This window comes from Synechococcus sp. PH41509 (assembly GCF_020514285.1).
In the GTDB taxonomy this organism is placed as follows: domain Bacteria; phylum Cyanobacteriota; class Cyanobacteriia; order PCC-6307; family Cyanobiaceae; genus Parasynechococcus.
On sequence record NZ_VTLD01000007.1, the window covers coordinates 122,547 to 137,446 of the forward strand.

The 14,900-nt window shown below is 59.9% G+C and carries 14 protein-coding genes and 1 pseudogene; 10 read left to right on the top strand and 5 right to left on the bottom strand.

What is annotated here, in order from left to right:
- Positions 1-13: 13 nt before the first annotated feature.
- From menA to FZZ88_RS03815, 3 genes are read left to right on the top strand one after another with little or no spacing between them, the layout of a single operon-like run.
- Entirely contained in the window at positions 14-958 is a 945-nt protein-coding gene (gene menA, locus FZZ88_RS03805) for a 2-carboxy-1,4-naphthoquinone phytyltransferase (RefSeq protein WP_166016416.1), read from the top strand.
- Positions 955-1,935, top strand: coding sequence for an o-succinylbenzoate synthase (menC, locus tag FZZ88_RS03810; RefSeq protein ID WP_166016418.1), 981 nt, complete (start codon positions 955-957; stop codon positions 1,933-1,935). Before menA ends, menC begins: the two co-directional genes overlap by 4 nt.
- Positions 1,932-3,098: an AMP-binding protein gene (locus FZZ88_RS03815; RefSeq protein WP_166016419.1), complete on the top strand. Its 1,167-nt coding sequence runs from the start codon at positions 1,932-1,934 to the stop codon at positions 3,096-3,098. The genes menC and FZZ88_RS03815 overlap by 4 nt, the downstream gene beginning before the upstream one ends.
- Here FZZ88_RS03815 and FZZ88_RS03820 read toward each other — a convergent pair.
- Positions 3,069-3,518, bottom strand: a complete 450-nt coding sequence (locus FZZ88_RS03820; RefSeq protein ID WP_166016420.1) for a thioesterase family protein — start codon at positions 3,516-3,518, stop codon at positions 3,069-3,071. The two genes, FZZ88_RS03815 and FZZ88_RS03820, sit on opposite strands and share 30 nt — an antisense overlap.
- A 59-nt stretch (positions 3,519-3,577) precedes the next feature.
- Between FZZ88_RS03820 and FZZ88_RS03825 the strand changes: the two genes are divergently transcribed.
- On the top strand, positions 3,578-4,255 hold the full coding sequence (locus tag FZZ88_RS03825; RefSeq protein WP_166016421.1) for a hypothetical protein: 678 nt from the start codon (positions 3,578-3,580) through the stop codon (positions 4,253-4,255).
- A 4-nt stretch (positions 4,256-4,259) separates the two neighbouring features.
- Here the strand turns inward: FZZ88_RS03825 and FZZ88_RS03830 are convergent, their stop codons facing one another.
- Positions 4,260-4,580: a DUF2752 domain-containing protein gene (locus FZZ88_RS03830; protein WP_226423606.1), complete on the bottom strand. Its 321-nt coding sequence runs from the start codon at positions 4,578-4,580 to the stop codon at positions 4,260-4,262.
- 206 nt (positions 4,581-4,786) lie between these two features.
- Between FZZ88_RS03830 and FZZ88_RS03835 the strand changes: the two are divergent.
- Positions 4,787-5,217 (top strand): annotated as a pseudogene (locus FZZ88_RS03835) (DUF6790 family protein).
- On the opposite strand, the gene FZZ88_RS03840 reads toward FZZ88_RS03835, so the two are convergent.
- Complete coding sequence (locus FZZ88_RS03840) at positions 5,218-6,402, bottom strand: NAD(P)H-quinone oxidoreductase subunit H (RefSeq protein ID WP_038552639.1); 1,185 nt, start codon at positions 6,400-6,402, stop codon at positions 5,218-5,220. It abuts the pseudogene before it with no gap.
- Between the two features lie 54 nt (positions 6,403-6,456).
- On the opposite strand from FZZ88_RS03840, the gene rsmH reads away from it, so the two are divergent.
- Positions 6,457-7,341, top strand: a complete 885-nt coding sequence (gene rsmH, locus FZZ88_RS03845; protein ID WP_166016423.1) for a 16S rRNA (cytosine(1402)-N(4))-methyltransferase RsmH — start codon at positions 6,457-6,459, stop codon at positions 7,339-7,341.
- Here rsmH and FZZ88_RS03850 read toward each other — a convergent pair.
- Positions 7,328-8,125 (bottom strand): hypothetical protein, encoded by a 798-nt coding sequence (locus FZZ88_RS03850; protein ID WP_166016424.1) that lies wholly within the window; start codon positions 8,123-8,125, stop codon positions 7,328-7,330. The two genes, rsmH and FZZ88_RS03850, sit on opposite strands and share 14 nt — an antisense overlap.
- Positions 8,126-8,158: 33 nt before the next feature.
- The gene (locus tag FZZ88_RS03855) at positions 8,159-9,223 is read right to left on the bottom strand and encodes an aminotransferase class V-fold PLP-dependent enzyme (RefSeq protein ID WP_230332816.1); all 1,065 of its coding nucleotides are present in this window, start codon (positions 9,221-9,223) and stop codon (positions 8,159-8,161) included.
- A gap of 122 nt (positions 9,224-9,345) precedes the next feature.
- On the opposite strand from FZZ88_RS03855, the gene FZZ88_RS03860 reads away from it, so the two are divergent.
- From FZZ88_RS03860 to FZZ88_RS03875, 4 genes are all read left to right on the top strand, one after another.
- The gene (locus FZZ88_RS03860; RefSeq protein WP_166016425.1) at positions 9,346-9,858 is read left to right on the top strand and encodes a hypothetical protein; all 513 of its coding nucleotides are present in this window, start codon (positions 9,346-9,348) and stop codon (positions 9,856-9,858) included.
- A gap of 39 nt (positions 9,859-9,897) precedes the next feature.
- On the top strand, positions 9,898-10,635 hold the full coding sequence (locus FZZ88_RS03865; protein WP_115094903.1) for a response regulator transcription factor: 738 nt from the start codon (positions 9,898-9,900) through the stop codon (positions 10,633-10,635).
- Positions 10,632-11,540, top strand: a complete 909-nt coding sequence (locus FZZ88_RS03870; protein ID WP_166016426.1) for an RNA pseudouridine synthase — start codon at positions 10,632-10,634, stop codon at positions 11,538-11,540. The genes FZZ88_RS03865 and FZZ88_RS03870 overlap by 4 nt, the downstream gene beginning before the upstream one ends.
- A 182-nt stretch (positions 11,541-11,722) precedes the next feature.
- The coding region (locus tag FZZ88_RS03875) for an autotransporter-associated beta strand repeat-containing protein (RefSeq protein WP_206339024.1) at positions 11,723-14,900 on the top strand (3,178 nt) is incomplete at its 3' end.

Sequence of the window (14,900 nt, forward strand, 5' to 3'; positions counted from 1 at the left end):
ACGGGTCCTGTCCATGTCTGAGCCGCAGGCTGTCGCATCCCGTTACGCCGATCGGCGCAGTTTGTGGAAGGCAGCCATCAAGTGGCCGATGTATTCCGTCGCCGTGATGCCAGTGCTGGTCGCGGCTGGATGGCATTTCGGTGTTGAAGGGTCCCTGCGATGGCTGCAGCTGGGGGGCTTTTTGCTGGCGGCCATTTTGTTGTTGCTCTGGGAAAACCTCAGCAACGATGTTTTTGATGCGGCGACGGGTGTGGATGCCACCGGCAAGCCCCATTCGGTGGTGAACCTCACCGGCCGCAGGGATCGCGTCGCCCAGGGGGCGACCGCCGCGCTGGTGGTGGGGTTGCTGTTGATGGCGTTGCTGGCCTGGAGCAGCACCTGGGCGGTGTTGGCCCTGGTGTTGGTGTGTTGCGGCCTGGGCTACGTGTACCAGGGCCCTCCGTTTCGATTGGGCTATCGCGGCTTGGGTGAGCCCCTGTGCTGGCTTGCGTTTGGGCCCTTTGCTACCGCTGCTGCCCTGTTGGTGTTGCAGCCCAGGGGGGCTGTGTCGATCCCATGGGGCACTGCCTGGATGTTGGGGGCAGGCCCAGCTCTGGCGACCACCCTGGTGTTGTTCTGTTCCCACTTCCATCAGGTGGAGGAGGACGCGGCCCACGGCAAACGCTCGCCGGTGGTGCGTATTGGCACGCGAAGTGCGGCGGCACTGGTGCCCTGGTTTGTGGCCTTGACGCTCGCTTTGGAGTGGGTGCCCGTGCTGCATGGGGACTGGCCTGCATCTGTGGTGTTGAGCGGACTCGGTCTTCCGGCGGGGGTGCAGCTGATGCGTCTGCTCCAGCGCCATCACGACCGGCCGGAGCTGATTAGCGGTAGCAAGTTTCTGGCGTTGCGCTTTCAGGGCTGGAATGGTCTGGGGTTGAGTGTGGGCCTGGCCCTGGCCCGCGTCTGGAGCGGCGGATGACGCTTCGGTTGCAGCGTTGCTCCTTTCGCTTTGCTTTGCTGCAGCCGCTGCGAACGGCAGCAGCCGTTCTGACAGAGCGCTGTGGCTGGTTGCTGCGTCTCGAAGACGATCAAGGGGCGGTGGGCTGGGGAGAAGTGGCACCGCTTCAGCAGCATCAGTTCACGTCGCCGTGGACGTCATGTCAGGACGCCCTCGCTTCCCTGCCCGATATGCCCTCCAGGGCGCAGTTGGAGGCCGTGCTGCGCGATGCGCCAGGGGCGCTGGGCTTTGGCCTTGGTGCGGCGTTGGCGGAGTTGGACGGGCTGGTGGGGGGGCAGGCATCCCAGGGCTGGCTGAAAGCTCCTGCGCCGGCGCTGTTGTTGCCGGCAGGAGAGGCCATGCTCACGGCCCTCGAAGCTGTGGCGGAGTCGGCGGGGGGCCTGGAGGAGCGCACGTTCAAGTGGAAGGTGGCGACGGAGGCGGATTCCCTAGAGCGCCAGCTGCTCGATCAGTTGCTCCAGCGGTTGCCGCCCACGGCCCGGTTGCGCCTTGATGCCAATGGCGGCTGGGATCGCAGTACGGCGCAGGCTTGGATGCAACGGTTGCGCGATGACCTGCGCCTGGACTGGTTGGAGCAGCCGCTCGCGGTGAAGGATCAAGCCGGCCTAGAGCAGTTGGCGGCGCTGGGGCCGGTGGCCTTGGATGAATCGCTCGACCAGCACCCGGATTTGCGCCGCAGCTGGAGCGGCTGGCAGGTCAGGCGGCCTGCGCTGGAGGGCGATCCCCGCCTGCTGTTGCGGGAGCTGCAGGCGGGCTTGCCCCAACGGATGCTGAGCACGGCGTTTGAAACCGGCATCGGTCGGCGTTGGTTGGAGCATCTGGCCGGGCTTCAGGCCCAGGGGCCCACGCCGACGGCCCCGGGCTTGGCCCCCGGTTGGACACCATCGGGGGCCTTGTTCTCTACGGATCCTGAGCAGGTCTGGGCCGCAGCAGCATGAGCGAGCTCGAGCGGCTGGAGCAGGGGCTGGCGGCGGGGCAGTGGGTGCCCCTGTCGCCCGAGGCGGAAGCGGCCCCCAGCGATCAGCTCCCGCCGGGGCCGGGGGTGCTGGTGCGCAGTGGTGGCAGCAGTGGCGGCAGCCGTTGCTGCGCCCAGCCGTCGCTGCATCTGGACCGCTCGGCAGCAGCCACCGCGCACTGGTTGATGGGGATGGCGCTCGACCCCGCCGCCACTCTGCTGCTCAATCCGCTGCCAATGGCGCATGTGAGTGGTCTGATGCCTTGGTGGCGAGCCCGGTGCTGGGGTGCCTCGCATCAGCAGCTGCAGCCGGGGTTGATGAAAACCCCCACCGAATTGCTCGCGTGTTGCCGGAGCCTGCCCGCCTGGGGGGCCAAGCCTGTGTTGCTTTCGTTGGTGCCCACGCAGCTGGCGCGTCTGCTGGCCCATCCCGACGGGGTGGCCTTCCTACAGCAGCTGCAGCTGATCTGGATCGGTGGGGCTGCTCTGCCGCCTGCGTTGGCGGCGCAGGCTCGCGCCTTGCGGCTGCCCCTGGCGCCCTGTTACGGGTCGACGGAGACGGCGGCGATGGTGGCGGCCTTGCCGCCGGCCCGCTTCCTGGATGGTGAGCAGGGTTGTGGGGACCCACTGATGGGTGTGGAGCTGCGACTGGCCGCTGACGGGGCCCTTGAGGTGCGAACCGATCGGTTGGCCCTCGGGCGTTGGTGTGCGGATCAGCCGGATCGGTTTGAACAGCTCACGGATGCGGATGGCTGGTGGCGCTCAGGGGATCGAGCCGCTTTCACCCCAGGCCTTCAGATCGTGGGCCGAATGGATGGCGCCATTCATTCCGGTGGTGAAACCGTGTTTCCTGAGCAGCTCGAGCAGCGTTTGATGGCGGCGGTGCAGGCGGCATCGCTTCCGGTGAGTTCCGTGTTGTTGCTGGGTGTTGACAATCCGGAGTGGGGGCAGACGCTGGTGGCGCTGGTGGGCAGCGCTGACGATGCGGTGCTTCAGCGCCTTGCGACCCTTACGCGTTACTGGGAGCCGGCGGAGACACCACGGCGTTGGGTGTTGTGCCCCGACTTGGCCCCTTCTGCACTGGGGAAATGGCAGCGCCAGCGCTGGCGGGAGTGGTTACAGCGGTTGGATTCGGCCGAGGCTTGATGCTTCCAGCCACCGCTCCACCCCAGCGGGCAGGGCACAGCGGCGACGCGTGTTGGCGTCGATGGCTATGTGGCGCAGGCAGCCAAGGGCAACAAGCTGCTCCTCCAGCAGCACCTGGCTGTTCACCGCAAAACTGCTGGGATCGAGCCGTTCTGGTTCCAGGCGGATCAGCAGCTTGTCGCCCACCTGAACCGGGGCACGGAAATCGGCATGGCAGTGCACGATCGGCAGGGCCACGCCGGGTTGCTCTCCGCGTCCGCCGGGGAAGACCGAACCAGCAGGAAGACCAAAGCATTCCAGGCTTTCTTCCCAGGCCTGGTGGCACCAGCCCAACAGCTGCTGAAAGTGCATCACACCGGCGGCGTCGGTGTCGCTGAAGCGCACGGTTCGGCTCAGCTCCAGCCAGGGGGCAGAGGTCATGGCGTTGTGTTGTTGAAGCCGGTGCCGACTGTCACCCTGACAGAAGTTCAGCTTGAACCATGGCCGCGCCGATCGCTCATGAGCGCCCCTCTATTCAGAAGGCCTGGCAGGCCTTTCTGCAGCACATCCCCGTGGTTCTGGTGATCTGGGTGGGCTCCATCGTGCTGTCGCTGCTCGGTGTTCTCGCTTATGCCCTGATCATCGTCGTGGTGTCCGCGACCCTTGGCAGCAGCGATGCGGCGCTGGGGCTCGGGGCTGTTCTGGCCCAATTGGTTCAGCTGCCCTTCTCGCTCCTGGCCAGCCTGTTGTCGGTGTTGCTGGTGGCTGTTCCTGCCCTCTATTACGAGCGTGGTGAGGTGGTGACGATTTCAGCGGCTGCTCAGCTGCTCACAAGCCGTTGGGGGCGTTATCTCTTGGCGGGGCTGTTTTTTTCGCTCGCCACCACCATTGGCTTTCTGCTCTGCATCCTTCCCGGCATTGCGGTGGCGTTGGTCACGCCGGTGTTTGTGAATCGCATCTTTGTCACCGACATGGGCATCGGTGAAGCCTTCGCCCAGTCGTTTCAGGTGGTCTACCGCTCGGAGAACGGTTTGAGCTTTGTGGGCCTTGAGGTGTTGACGGGCATCGTTGTCTCGTTTCTTGCCCTGATCACCTGCGGTTTAGGTGGCTTTGTGGTGATCCCCATGGCCAGCTTTTTCCTGCAGAACATGGCCTATGAGCGCGGCCTGTTGCGCTGAGGGTTCAGCCGCTAGGCCAGTTGTTGGTGCTTAGGCGCAGTAGCCAGTAGCTGATCAAAGCTCCACCAACGACGGGCACTGGCCAGAGGGTCAGGCCTTTTTTTGGGATGAGACGCCGTTGCTGCAGCGCCAGGGCACTCCAGAGGATGAGCCCTAAGGCGGTGATGGGGCCGAAGAGATGCCATTGCAGCGATCCGCTGAGATCACCAGTGAGGGCTGCTCCCGTCGCCCGGGTCAGAAAGCAGGTGGGGCAGGGCACGCCCGTGAGTGCGCGAAGGGGGCAGCCAAGGCCCGGCAGGCCTGGATGCAGGCCCTTGAGCCACAACGTGCCCGTCAGGGTCGCGGGCAGCAGATAACCCGTGCGTTGCAGCCGACGAAGAAAACGGTTCAGAGCTTGATGCGACCAGCTGACCTAGCCACAGTCTGATCAGTGTTGGACGGATGAGGGGATGGAAGCTCTGAGTCGTGCCTTGCTGGCCAATGTGCCGGTCTGGAGCTTGATCTTGGCTCTGCTCCTGGCTGCATTGTGCATTGCAGACCCGCAGAGCCTGGCGGCTTGATCGATGGGCGGAGGCATCCCTGCTTTGGATCGCCTTCTGGGTTCTGGGGATCGGCGGTGTGTACGGCTTTGTGGCTCATCTGGCGTTTGGTCCGTTCATTCCTGAACAGATCGGCTGGTCCAACAGCCCCTTTCAGAACGAAGTGGCCTACGCCAACCTCACCATCGGCATCCTGGGCCTCACCAGTTTTTGGTACCGCCGCCGCGACTATTTGCTAGCAGCCATGGTCGGCTACTCCAGCTGGTTTTTGCCGACGGTGTCGGCCATGTGGCGTCGCTGTTGGTGGACAGCAACACGGCTCCATCGAATGCCGGGTCAGTGCTTTACACAGACCTGTTGACCCCGTTGCTGGTGGTGCTCCTGCTCTGGCTCAGCCGCAAGGAGCGTTGCCGGCTGCGTTGATCAGCGGTCCACCGATCCCATGATCACGTCGATGGAACCGAGGATGGCCATGATGTCGGCCACCTTGTGTCCCTTGAGGATGTGGGGAAGGATCTGCAGGTTGTTGCTGTCGGCAGCGCGGATCTTGAAGCGCCACGGGGTGACGTCGTTGTTGCCCTGGATGAACACGCCGATCTCCCCCTTGCCCGACTCCAGCCGGGTGTAAAGCTCGCCGTTAGGGATCTTGAAGGTGGGCGCCACTTTTTTGGCCACGTACTGGAAGTCGAATCCAGCGGCATCGCTGCCTTTGCCTTCGTTGAGGCGCTTGGCTTCGAGGTTTTCGGTGGGGCCGCCAGGGATCATGTCGCAGGCCTGGCGCAGGATCTTGAGGGACTGACGCATTTCTTCGATGCGCACGCGATAGCGGGCATAGCAGTCGCCTTCTTTCTCCCAGGCCACCTGCCAGTCGAAGTCGTCGTAGCACTCGTAGTGATCGACCTTGCGCAGATCCCAGGGCACGCCGGAGGCTCGCAGCATTGGGCCGGAGAGGCTCCAGTTGATGGCGTCCTGCTTCTCGATCGTTCCCAGGCCTTCAATGCGGCGCCGGAAGATCGGGTTGTTGGTGATCAGCTTTTCGTATTCATCAATTTTCGGGCCGAACCAATCGCAGAAATCGCGGCATTTTTCGAGCCATCCCCAAGGCAGGTCAGCGGCGACGCCGCCGATGCGGAAATAGTTGTTGTTGATTAGCCTCTGGCCGGTGGCGGCTTCCCAGAGGTCGTAGATCATCTCCCGCTCGCGGAAGATGTAGAAGAACGGTGTCTGGGCTCCAACGTCCGCCAGGAAGGGTCCAAGCCAGAGCAGGTGGTTGGCGATGCGGTTGAGCTCCAGCATCAGCACCCGGATGTAGCTGGCCCGCTTGGGCACCGGGATGTCAGCCAGTTTTTCCGGGGCGTTCACCACGATCGCCTCGTAGAACATCCCCGCCGCATAGTCCATGCGGCTCACGTAGGGCACGAACATCACGTTCGTGCGGTTCTCGGCGATCTTCTCCATGCCGCGGTGGAGATAACCGATCACCGGTTCGCAGTCGACCACGTCCTCACCATCGAGGGTGACCACGAGCCGCAGCACCCCGTGCATGGAGGGGTGGTGCGGCCCGAAGTTCACCACCATGGGCTCCGTGCGCGTTTCCAGCTGCGTCATGGGAGCGGTGGTCCGATCGATGAGTAGATCTTAAGGAGTCTTCGCCTGTGGCTTGTGCCCCCCTTCAGCCATGTGCCCGTACTGGCCGATGCGGTGCTGGATGCAGCCCGGCAGATCCCGCGCCCGGAGGGCCTGTTGATTGACGCCACCCTCGGTGGTGGCGGCCACAGCGCCCTGTTGTTGGAACAGCATCCAGGCCTGCGCTTGATTGGGTTGGACCAGGACGCCACGGCCCGGGCGGCGGCGGCAGAGCGTTTGGCGTGCTTCGGAGAGCGTGTTTCGATCGTTGCCACCAACTTTGCCGACTTTGTGCCGCCCGAGCCCGCCGTGATGGTGCTGGCCGACTTAGGGGTAAGCAGTCCCCAGTTGGATGTGGCGGAGCGGGGTTTCAGTTTTCGCCTCGATGGTCCGTTGGACATGCGCATGAACGCGGGGGGTGAGGGGGAGACCGCGGCCGAGCTCATCGACCGCCTGGAGGAAAACGAGTTGGCGGATCTGATCTATGGCTATGGGGAGGAACGGCTCTCCCGCCGCATCGCCCGCCGGATCAAAGCCGACATCAAGGAGAACGGCGCCTATGGCGGTACCGCCGCGTTGGCCTATGCCGTTGCTGGCTGTTACCCCCCCAAGGCGAGGCGAGGGCGGATTCACCCAGCCACCCGCACCTTCCAGGCCCTGCGCATAGCGGTGAACGATGAGCTGGGGGTGCTGGATCGCTTGTTGCAGCAGGCCCCCGAATGGCTAGAGCCTGAGGGCCTGCTCGGGATTATCAGTTTCCATTCCTTGGAAGACCGCCGCGTGAAGACGGCTTTCCTGCGGGATGAGCGCTTGCAACGGATCACCCGCAAGCCGGTGGTGGCCACCGAGCAGGAGGAAGAGGCCAATCCCCGCAGCCGCAGTGCTAAATGGCGCCTGGCCTGCAGGGTCAGTGAGTGCTGATGAAGCCGGTTTTGTCCTCTTGGCCAAACAGCTGTCGGTAGGCAGCGCCGGTGATGCAAATGCAGACCGGAGCGGCGGCCACCAGACCCACCACACAGGCCAGAACCCCCAGCAGCAGGATCAGCACCTGCAGGATCAGCAGGCCCAGCACTTGCCACCACTGGCCCTGCACCACGGAGATGCCCCGTTGGATCGTGGCGATCGGGTTCCTGTCCTCCAGCAGCGCAATGAAGCCAAGGAAACTTTGGTTCACCTGGATGTAAGTGGCGAACAACCAGCCGACGGCCAGGGTCAGCAACGCCAGGGGGCTGCTGCTGACGTTGAGTGCCAGCTCCAGGGCGGCCACACTGCCTGCGTCTGCTAGTTGCGGATCGTTGGGGTCCACCGTTAACGCCAGGTTCATCAGCGGTCGAAACACGGTCCAGGCGTCTGCGGCATTGAGGGCCACGACGATCACCAGCAGAGCGATGGGCAGCAGCAGCAGAGTCAGCACCAACTGTCGGCTGAATAGGCGCCAGATGGCAGAGCCGTTCCAGCGGGTGAAGTCTTCGAAGCTGGGGGCGGTGCCTTCCAGGGCGATCCAGGAGCCGCGGATCAGGCCGACGCCGCCCCAAAGGTTCACCAGAGTCGCCACCAGCGCGCCCAGGACGGGAATGAGATTGGCCAATTGGGCGAGCAGCGCGCTGAGCAGCACAAAACCGACAAAGACCCAGGGGGCCAGGCGAAAGGCACGCCAGCCTTCCTGGATGGCGGTCCCGACGGAGAGTTCGGCCCTGCTGCTCATGGATCTAGATCAGTCGACTGGAACGTAGGGGGATCAGAGCTGGGCGGCAGCGACGGCGTTGTGGATCACGGCGATGGCCTGTTCCACCTCGGCTGCTGTGGTGTCGCGCCCCAGGCTCAGGCGCAGCGAGGCTTCGGCTTCAGCGCGTGAGCGACCGATCGCTTGCAGCACATGGGATGGAGCGCCGTTGCTGCAGGCGGAGCCACTGCTGCAGGCCAGCTGCGGGCGCAGGGCCCGGTGCAGGCGGCTGCCGTTCACCCCGGGCAGGCTGATGTTGAGGTTGTGGGGCAGGCGCGGCTGTAGTGCTCCATTGAGCAATACGCCGGGGAGGCGCTGCTGCAGGCCTTCCCAGAGCTGATCGCGCAGGTGCTGCAGCCGGCTGTTGCGTTGATCCCGCTCCTGCAGTGCAAGGCGAGCGGCGGCGGCAAAGCCCACGATCAAGGCGGTCGGCAGGGTGCCGGCCCGAAGCCCCGCTTCCTGGCCGCCCCCCCACTGCAGTGGTTCGATGGCGATGCCCTGCCGCAGCACCAGGGCGCCGATGCCTTTGGGCCCATATAGCTTGTGGGCACTGAGGCTGAGCAGATCAACACCCAGGGCATCAGGGTTGAGTGGCACTGTCCCGAAGGCCTGGGCCCCATCGCTGTGCAGGGTGATGCCATGGCGGCGGCAAACCGCTCCCAGTTGCTCGAGCGGCTGAAGCACACCGATTTCGTTGTTGGCCGCCATCACGCTCACCAGCCGTGTCTCGGCGGTGATCGCCGCCTCCAGTTGTTCGGGGCTGATCAGTCCATCGGGGTCTGGGGTCAGCAGGGTGACACTGAACCCTTCCCGCTGCAGTTGCTTGAGGGGATCGAGCACGGCGTGGTGTTCGCTGGCCACGCTGATCAGATGGGCCTTGCCTAGGGCGCGGGCATGGCCCAGCAGCGCCAGATTGTTGGCCTCCGTCGCACCACTGGTGAACACCATCCGTTCCGGGGTCACCTCCAGAGCCTCCGCCAGCTGACGTCGCGCCAGCTTTACCGCTGCTGAGGCGCTGAGGCCGAGCCGATGCTGACGGCTGGAGGGATTGCCCCATTCCGCACTCCAGAAGGGTGCCATCGCCTCCACCACCTCAGCCGCACAGGGGGTGGTGGCTTGGAAATCAAAGGCGAGAGCGGAGCCGCTCAGGACGAATCAGGCAGATGTTGCGATCATGGTGCTGCATTGCGAACAGCACTGGCATGGGTCTGCGATTGCCGATGGCTCTGCTGGGCTTGGGCGTGTTGATGTTTGTGCAGCCTGTGAGTGGTTTCGATCGTGAGCAGGTGCTGGAGCAGATGCGGCAATCGCGGCCAGCTGATCTCAAGGTGCTGATCGAACGCCCGGCCCCCGTCGGCACTTTGTCGATCGGGATCTATGGGGTGACGCCAGCGCCTTCGGATCCCGATACCCGCAGTTATCAACTGTGGGAGGAGTCGGCGTCAGATCTGAACGTCTATTTCGAGAGCGTCAATTGCTCCACGGCGAAACCTGTGCGGGTCAAACGCACGCCGCTGGCGGTGTATGTGCGCACCCTGAATCCCGGCGGCCCGATCACCGATGTCAACCGGGAGGATCACCTGGTGTGGTGGGCAGCCTGCGTGCCGGAGGTCGCGGGAACCGACCCTGCCACGTTGCGCCAAAAAGCCCTGGATTTGGGCTATTCGACCCTGATTCCCGAACAGCAGGAGCAGTTACCCGCACTAGCCCGATGAGCTCGGTCTCCATACATTGCGACCAGAGCGATTCCGGCCATGAGCGACGCGCCCACTCCAACCGCTGAATCCGTAGAGGCCGCGGCGCCCACGCCACGGCTGCTGCTGGTGGATGACGAGCCGGGTCTGCGCACGGCGGTGCAGGCCTACCTGGAAGACGAAGGCTTCGATGTGACCACCGCGGTGGATGGGGAAGAAGGGTTCGCTAAGGCCCAGCAGATGCTGCCGGATGTGGTGATCAGCGACGTGATGATGCCGCGGCTCGATGGCTATGGCCTGTTGCAGAAGCTGCGGGCGGATGAACGGCTCGGCGGCACCCCAGTGATCTTCCTCACCGCAAAGGGCATGACGGCAGACCGCACCCAGGGCTATCTGGCTGGGGTGGACGACTACATCCCCAAGCCCTTCGATCCCGATGAGCTAGTGGCGCGGGTGCGCAACGTCGCCCAGCGTCAGCAACGGTTGTTGCAGGAAGCGGCGCGCTTCGCTGATACCGACATGGGCCAGATGGCCAAGCAGATCACCGAGATCCGCTCGCTGCTGGCTCAGGCGGAAGCATTGCCCTCCACCGAGCCGGTGGTGCACAGCTTCACGCCGCGGGAGGCGAGTGTGCTGCAGCTGGTGGCAGAAGGCTTGATGAACAAGGAGATCGCCCGTCAGCTGGAGACCTCGATCCGCAACGTCGAGAAGTATGTGAGCCGGCTTTTCAACAAGACGGGCACCTCCAGTCGCACAGAACTGGTGCGTTATGCGTTGGAGCACCGTCTGGTGACTTGAAGGCGGCCGCGCTTAACGACGGCTGGACCTACCGCGACAAGGTGCCGCGGGTCGATGCCGGCAGCTTGGTGAGCGAATGGTTGGCGGATCGCTACCGCCACTCCCATGGGGCAGTGTGGCAGCACAGAATCGCCGCCGGTGAATTGGATTTGAACGGAGCGCTTCTCTCAGAGGATCGAGCGCTGCAGGGCGGAGAGACTCTCTGTTGGCGGCGTCCGCCATGGCTGGAGGAGGCGATCCCCGATCAGTGGGAGACGATCCACGATGACGGTGACCTGTTGGTGATCAACAAGCCCTCGGGTTTGCCGGTGATGCCCGGTGGTGGCTTTTTGCGCCACACCCTCACCGCCTTGCTCGAACCCACCGGGGCGCGGCCGGTGCACCGCTTGGGGCGGTTCACCTCCGGCTTGCAGGTGTGTGCCCGCACGCCACAAACCCGTGCCCTCTGGTCGAAGCAGTTTCGGCCGGCCGGCGGTTGCCGCAAGGTGTATCAGGCCTGGAGCCATCGGGTGCCAGCTTTGGAGTTGGGGCAGTCGCTGACGGTGAGCAGTGATGTGGTGGAACGGCCGCATCCGCTTTTGGGCTGGATCTGGGGGCCGGAACCGCTTGAGGAGGAACCGATCCGCAAACGCCTTTCAGCTCATTCCGAGCTGGAGCTGTTGGAGCGCACGGATGATGCCGATCGATTGCAGGTGACGATCAGCACAGGGCGGCCGCATCAGATCCGTATCCATCTGGCGCAGCTGGGCAGCCCGCTGCTGGGGGATCCGCTGTATCTGCGCAATCGGCAGATATCAACAACATCAACCCCAGGGGATGGCGGGTATCGCTTGCATGCCTGGCGATTGGAAGCGGAGGATTTGACCTTACATAGCTTTGTTTGCTCCCCGGATAATCTGTTTTGATCTTGATGGTGAGCTTGAAACGTTCGTTGTGGCGTGAATCAACCTGCTGCTGCTGAGGAGAAAAGCAGCAGGCGAGTCAGCCTTATCCGAGTCTCGTGAGACCTGCTCTTTTTGTCTCATCCAAGTTGCAATTCCGATCTAGAAATAAAAGTTGGAAACGCCACTGCATCAGCAGTATTGCTATGTCTTCTCTGCGGTTTAAGGCTTCGGTTGCTTTCTCGCTACTCGGTCTTTCTTTGGCAGGAGGAATCGCTTCGGCAGATGAGCCGGTAGCAAAAATTCATTTTACCGCGGATAATGCGTCGCATATCTATTTGAATGGTGAGCGTATTGGCGAAACTTGGGATTGGCGGCAAGGCTTTGAAATTGATACTGCTGGGAGTGACGTTGAATTAAAATCGGGGATTAATGTTTTGGCGATTGCCGGCTGGGATGGCGGGCAAGTTGCTGGCATTAATGGCGAGTTTGAAATGGCAGATGGAACTGTTTTTGGTACATCCAATGTTGAAGGTTGGAAAGTTTATAATGCAGATATAAATCCGACAGCCTGCAAAACCAACAACGGCAATGAAGAGGCTAACAGAACAAATACATGTACGGGGCTTGACTACACAGAGGATTTCGCGAAACAGGATGAAGCGGCTTTAAAGGAAGCATATAAGGTGAAGTGGAATGAATATCCTGATATTCCAGACGGTTGGAATCAGATCGTTTTTGATGACAGTGGCAGTGGTTGGGATCTTCCTGGATCCGACCTTAATAATCCAAAGCCTTGGGGTGATAAAACTCCGGATTCGACCTGGCTTTGGTCGGGTGCAAGAGGGAATGGTAATCAAAGTGATCCCTGGTATTTGAACAATCTATCTCTTTTCAGGTTTACATTCGAATGCAAGGGTGATTATTGTGCAACTGAGGATCAATGGGAACAAGAACTGAGGGTGATTGAGGAGGATGACGATTCTCCTCGCCTCTGGGATGACATCATTTCTGGGGTCGGAAATGAGAGTAGTTCGGAAACAACGCTGCCTGTTTTTATGGGTGGAACCCTATCATTTAAAGGCTTTAATGGCGGAGAATATAGCCCAGATTTTTACGTTGATGATGTTGATGGAAATACCATTAACAGCGAAGGTATTTCCATCAACCTTACTGGTGATCTCACTGGGCCTGGTGGGCTGACGTTTCTTGGATCACCACAAGATCCAGAGGATATAAGAGAAATTAAGCTTAGTGGAAATGTTGACTATACGGGGGAAACTATTGTCTCAACATCTGGTGGTGTTGCTCTAGTTGTCCAAGAAAAGAGTGCAACTCCGAAAGGAGATGTAACCATTAAAGAGGGAGCAATATTGCGGCTGAGAGGAGAGGGTATTGAGCTCGAGGGTGATGTTGTTTCAGAAAAGGGTGGGAAGATTGGTTTTGTTGGTGAGGCTATACGTGTCAAGGGAGATGTCGAATTGGAAGGCGGCCAGACGCTGGTTTATGTGGACGAAAGTCTTCCTAGAGGTATACAAAATAATGATGGTAAATGGACAAGGCCTGAAATTAATGGTGTTATTTCTGGGGCCGGTGGATTGACGAAAACTGGTGAAGGTTTCCTTGTTCTGACTGGAAAAAATACGTATACAGGTCCAACGCGTATAAGCAAAGGTACGCTTTATTTGTCTCGTAAAGCATCATTAGATGAAGAAACCACTGTTGCAATAAAGGAAGGCGCAAGCTTTACGCTCAACACTGATTCTGAGGTTGCTGAGCTAACTGGTGAAGGCGAAGTTAAATTTGATGGTGAATATTCTCTAACTGTTGGTGGCAGTGATCAAGATTTTGAATTTGCTGGAACAGCTCTTGGTGCTGGCGGCTTGACGAAGAAGGGAGATGGAGTAATGAGTTTGTCAGCGATAAATACATACACAGGGGAGACAACGATTGATGGGGGAACGTTGAGGGTGTCTGAATCAGGATCATTGAGTGATGAAACGGCAGTGATTGTCAATAAGGGTGGTGTTTATAGAGTGGAATCAACTGATGAGGTTGGCTCAATTGAAGGTGCTGGCGGCATTGTTATTGCTGAAGGCCAGATGCTGACGGCTGGTGGTCTGGGAATACTTGATTCGGAGACAGAATTTTCAGGTGTGATCTCCGGCGGTGGTGGCTTCACAAAGACTGGTGAGGGTACAACCATCTTCTCTGGCGCTAATACCTATGAGGGGGCCACCACTATCAATGATGGCGTTTTTTCGCTCGCTAATTTCTCTGGCATTCCAGAGAACTCATCCACATTGGTGACTGGAACTGGTCAGCTCGACCTGCGTGCCAATTCGTTGGGTGAGGGTGAATTTAAGATTAATAATCTCAGTATCAAAGAAGGTGGTCGGGTGTACATAAGCCCTGAACGGCCCTTGGTTTCTGAAGAAATTGAACTTGATGCCAACAGCTCTGGATCGGTTTTTCCTGGTGGCATTGTGACGTCCCTAGACGCTCGTAATAATCCACCTATTCGAGTTTCTAAAGAGGATGACAAGGGTTTTGATTACAAGAGTGGTAGCCTAGTTGTTGCGATTCCTCAATCGCTCCAAGATGTTGATTTGGATAAGGATGGCAAGGCACGGTATGAAATTATCGGTGGCAACGTAAAGGGTTCTAAAGAATTAGCGAAAAACACTTTCATTGTTGTTGAGGGCCAGGCTAGAAGTGGCGGTGCTTATCAATTTACTGGCTTGGGTGTAGAGAATGTTGTCGCTGGATTGGGTGCAGTATATGAAGGTTATCTAGAAAAAGGATCGCTCAATCTTATTATTCAGGTGAGCGATAATTTGGATTGTGCCTTATCTCCCAAGGATTGTGAAGATGGTGATGGAAAGGATGAAGGGCCTGTAATGCTTCCGATTCAAATGCCGTCACCCAATCTGGAAACTGGAAATAAGCTTCCAGACACGGATGATGATGGTATTACTGATAATAATGATCGGGATGATGATAATGATGGAATCCCTGATGATAAGGATCGGGATGACGATGACGATGGCATTTTGGATGAAAACGAGCCCGATACTGATGGCGATGGCGTGATTGATGACCTCGATTCAGATGATGACAATGATGGGATTCTTGATGATCAGGAGCCCGATTCCGATGGTGATGGTGTGATTGATGATCTCGACGGGGATGACGATAATGACGGCATCCCTGATAAGAAAGATCCTGATGCGGATGGTGACGGCTATCTAGATCAACTTCCTGGCTGTAAGGAGGGCGATGATTTGTGTGATGTGATTAGTGATATTCCCGGTGATGAAGACAAGGCTTGGGAAGAAGAAGAGGAGGTTGCTGGGGAGATTATTGAAGGTTTGCTCGATGGCT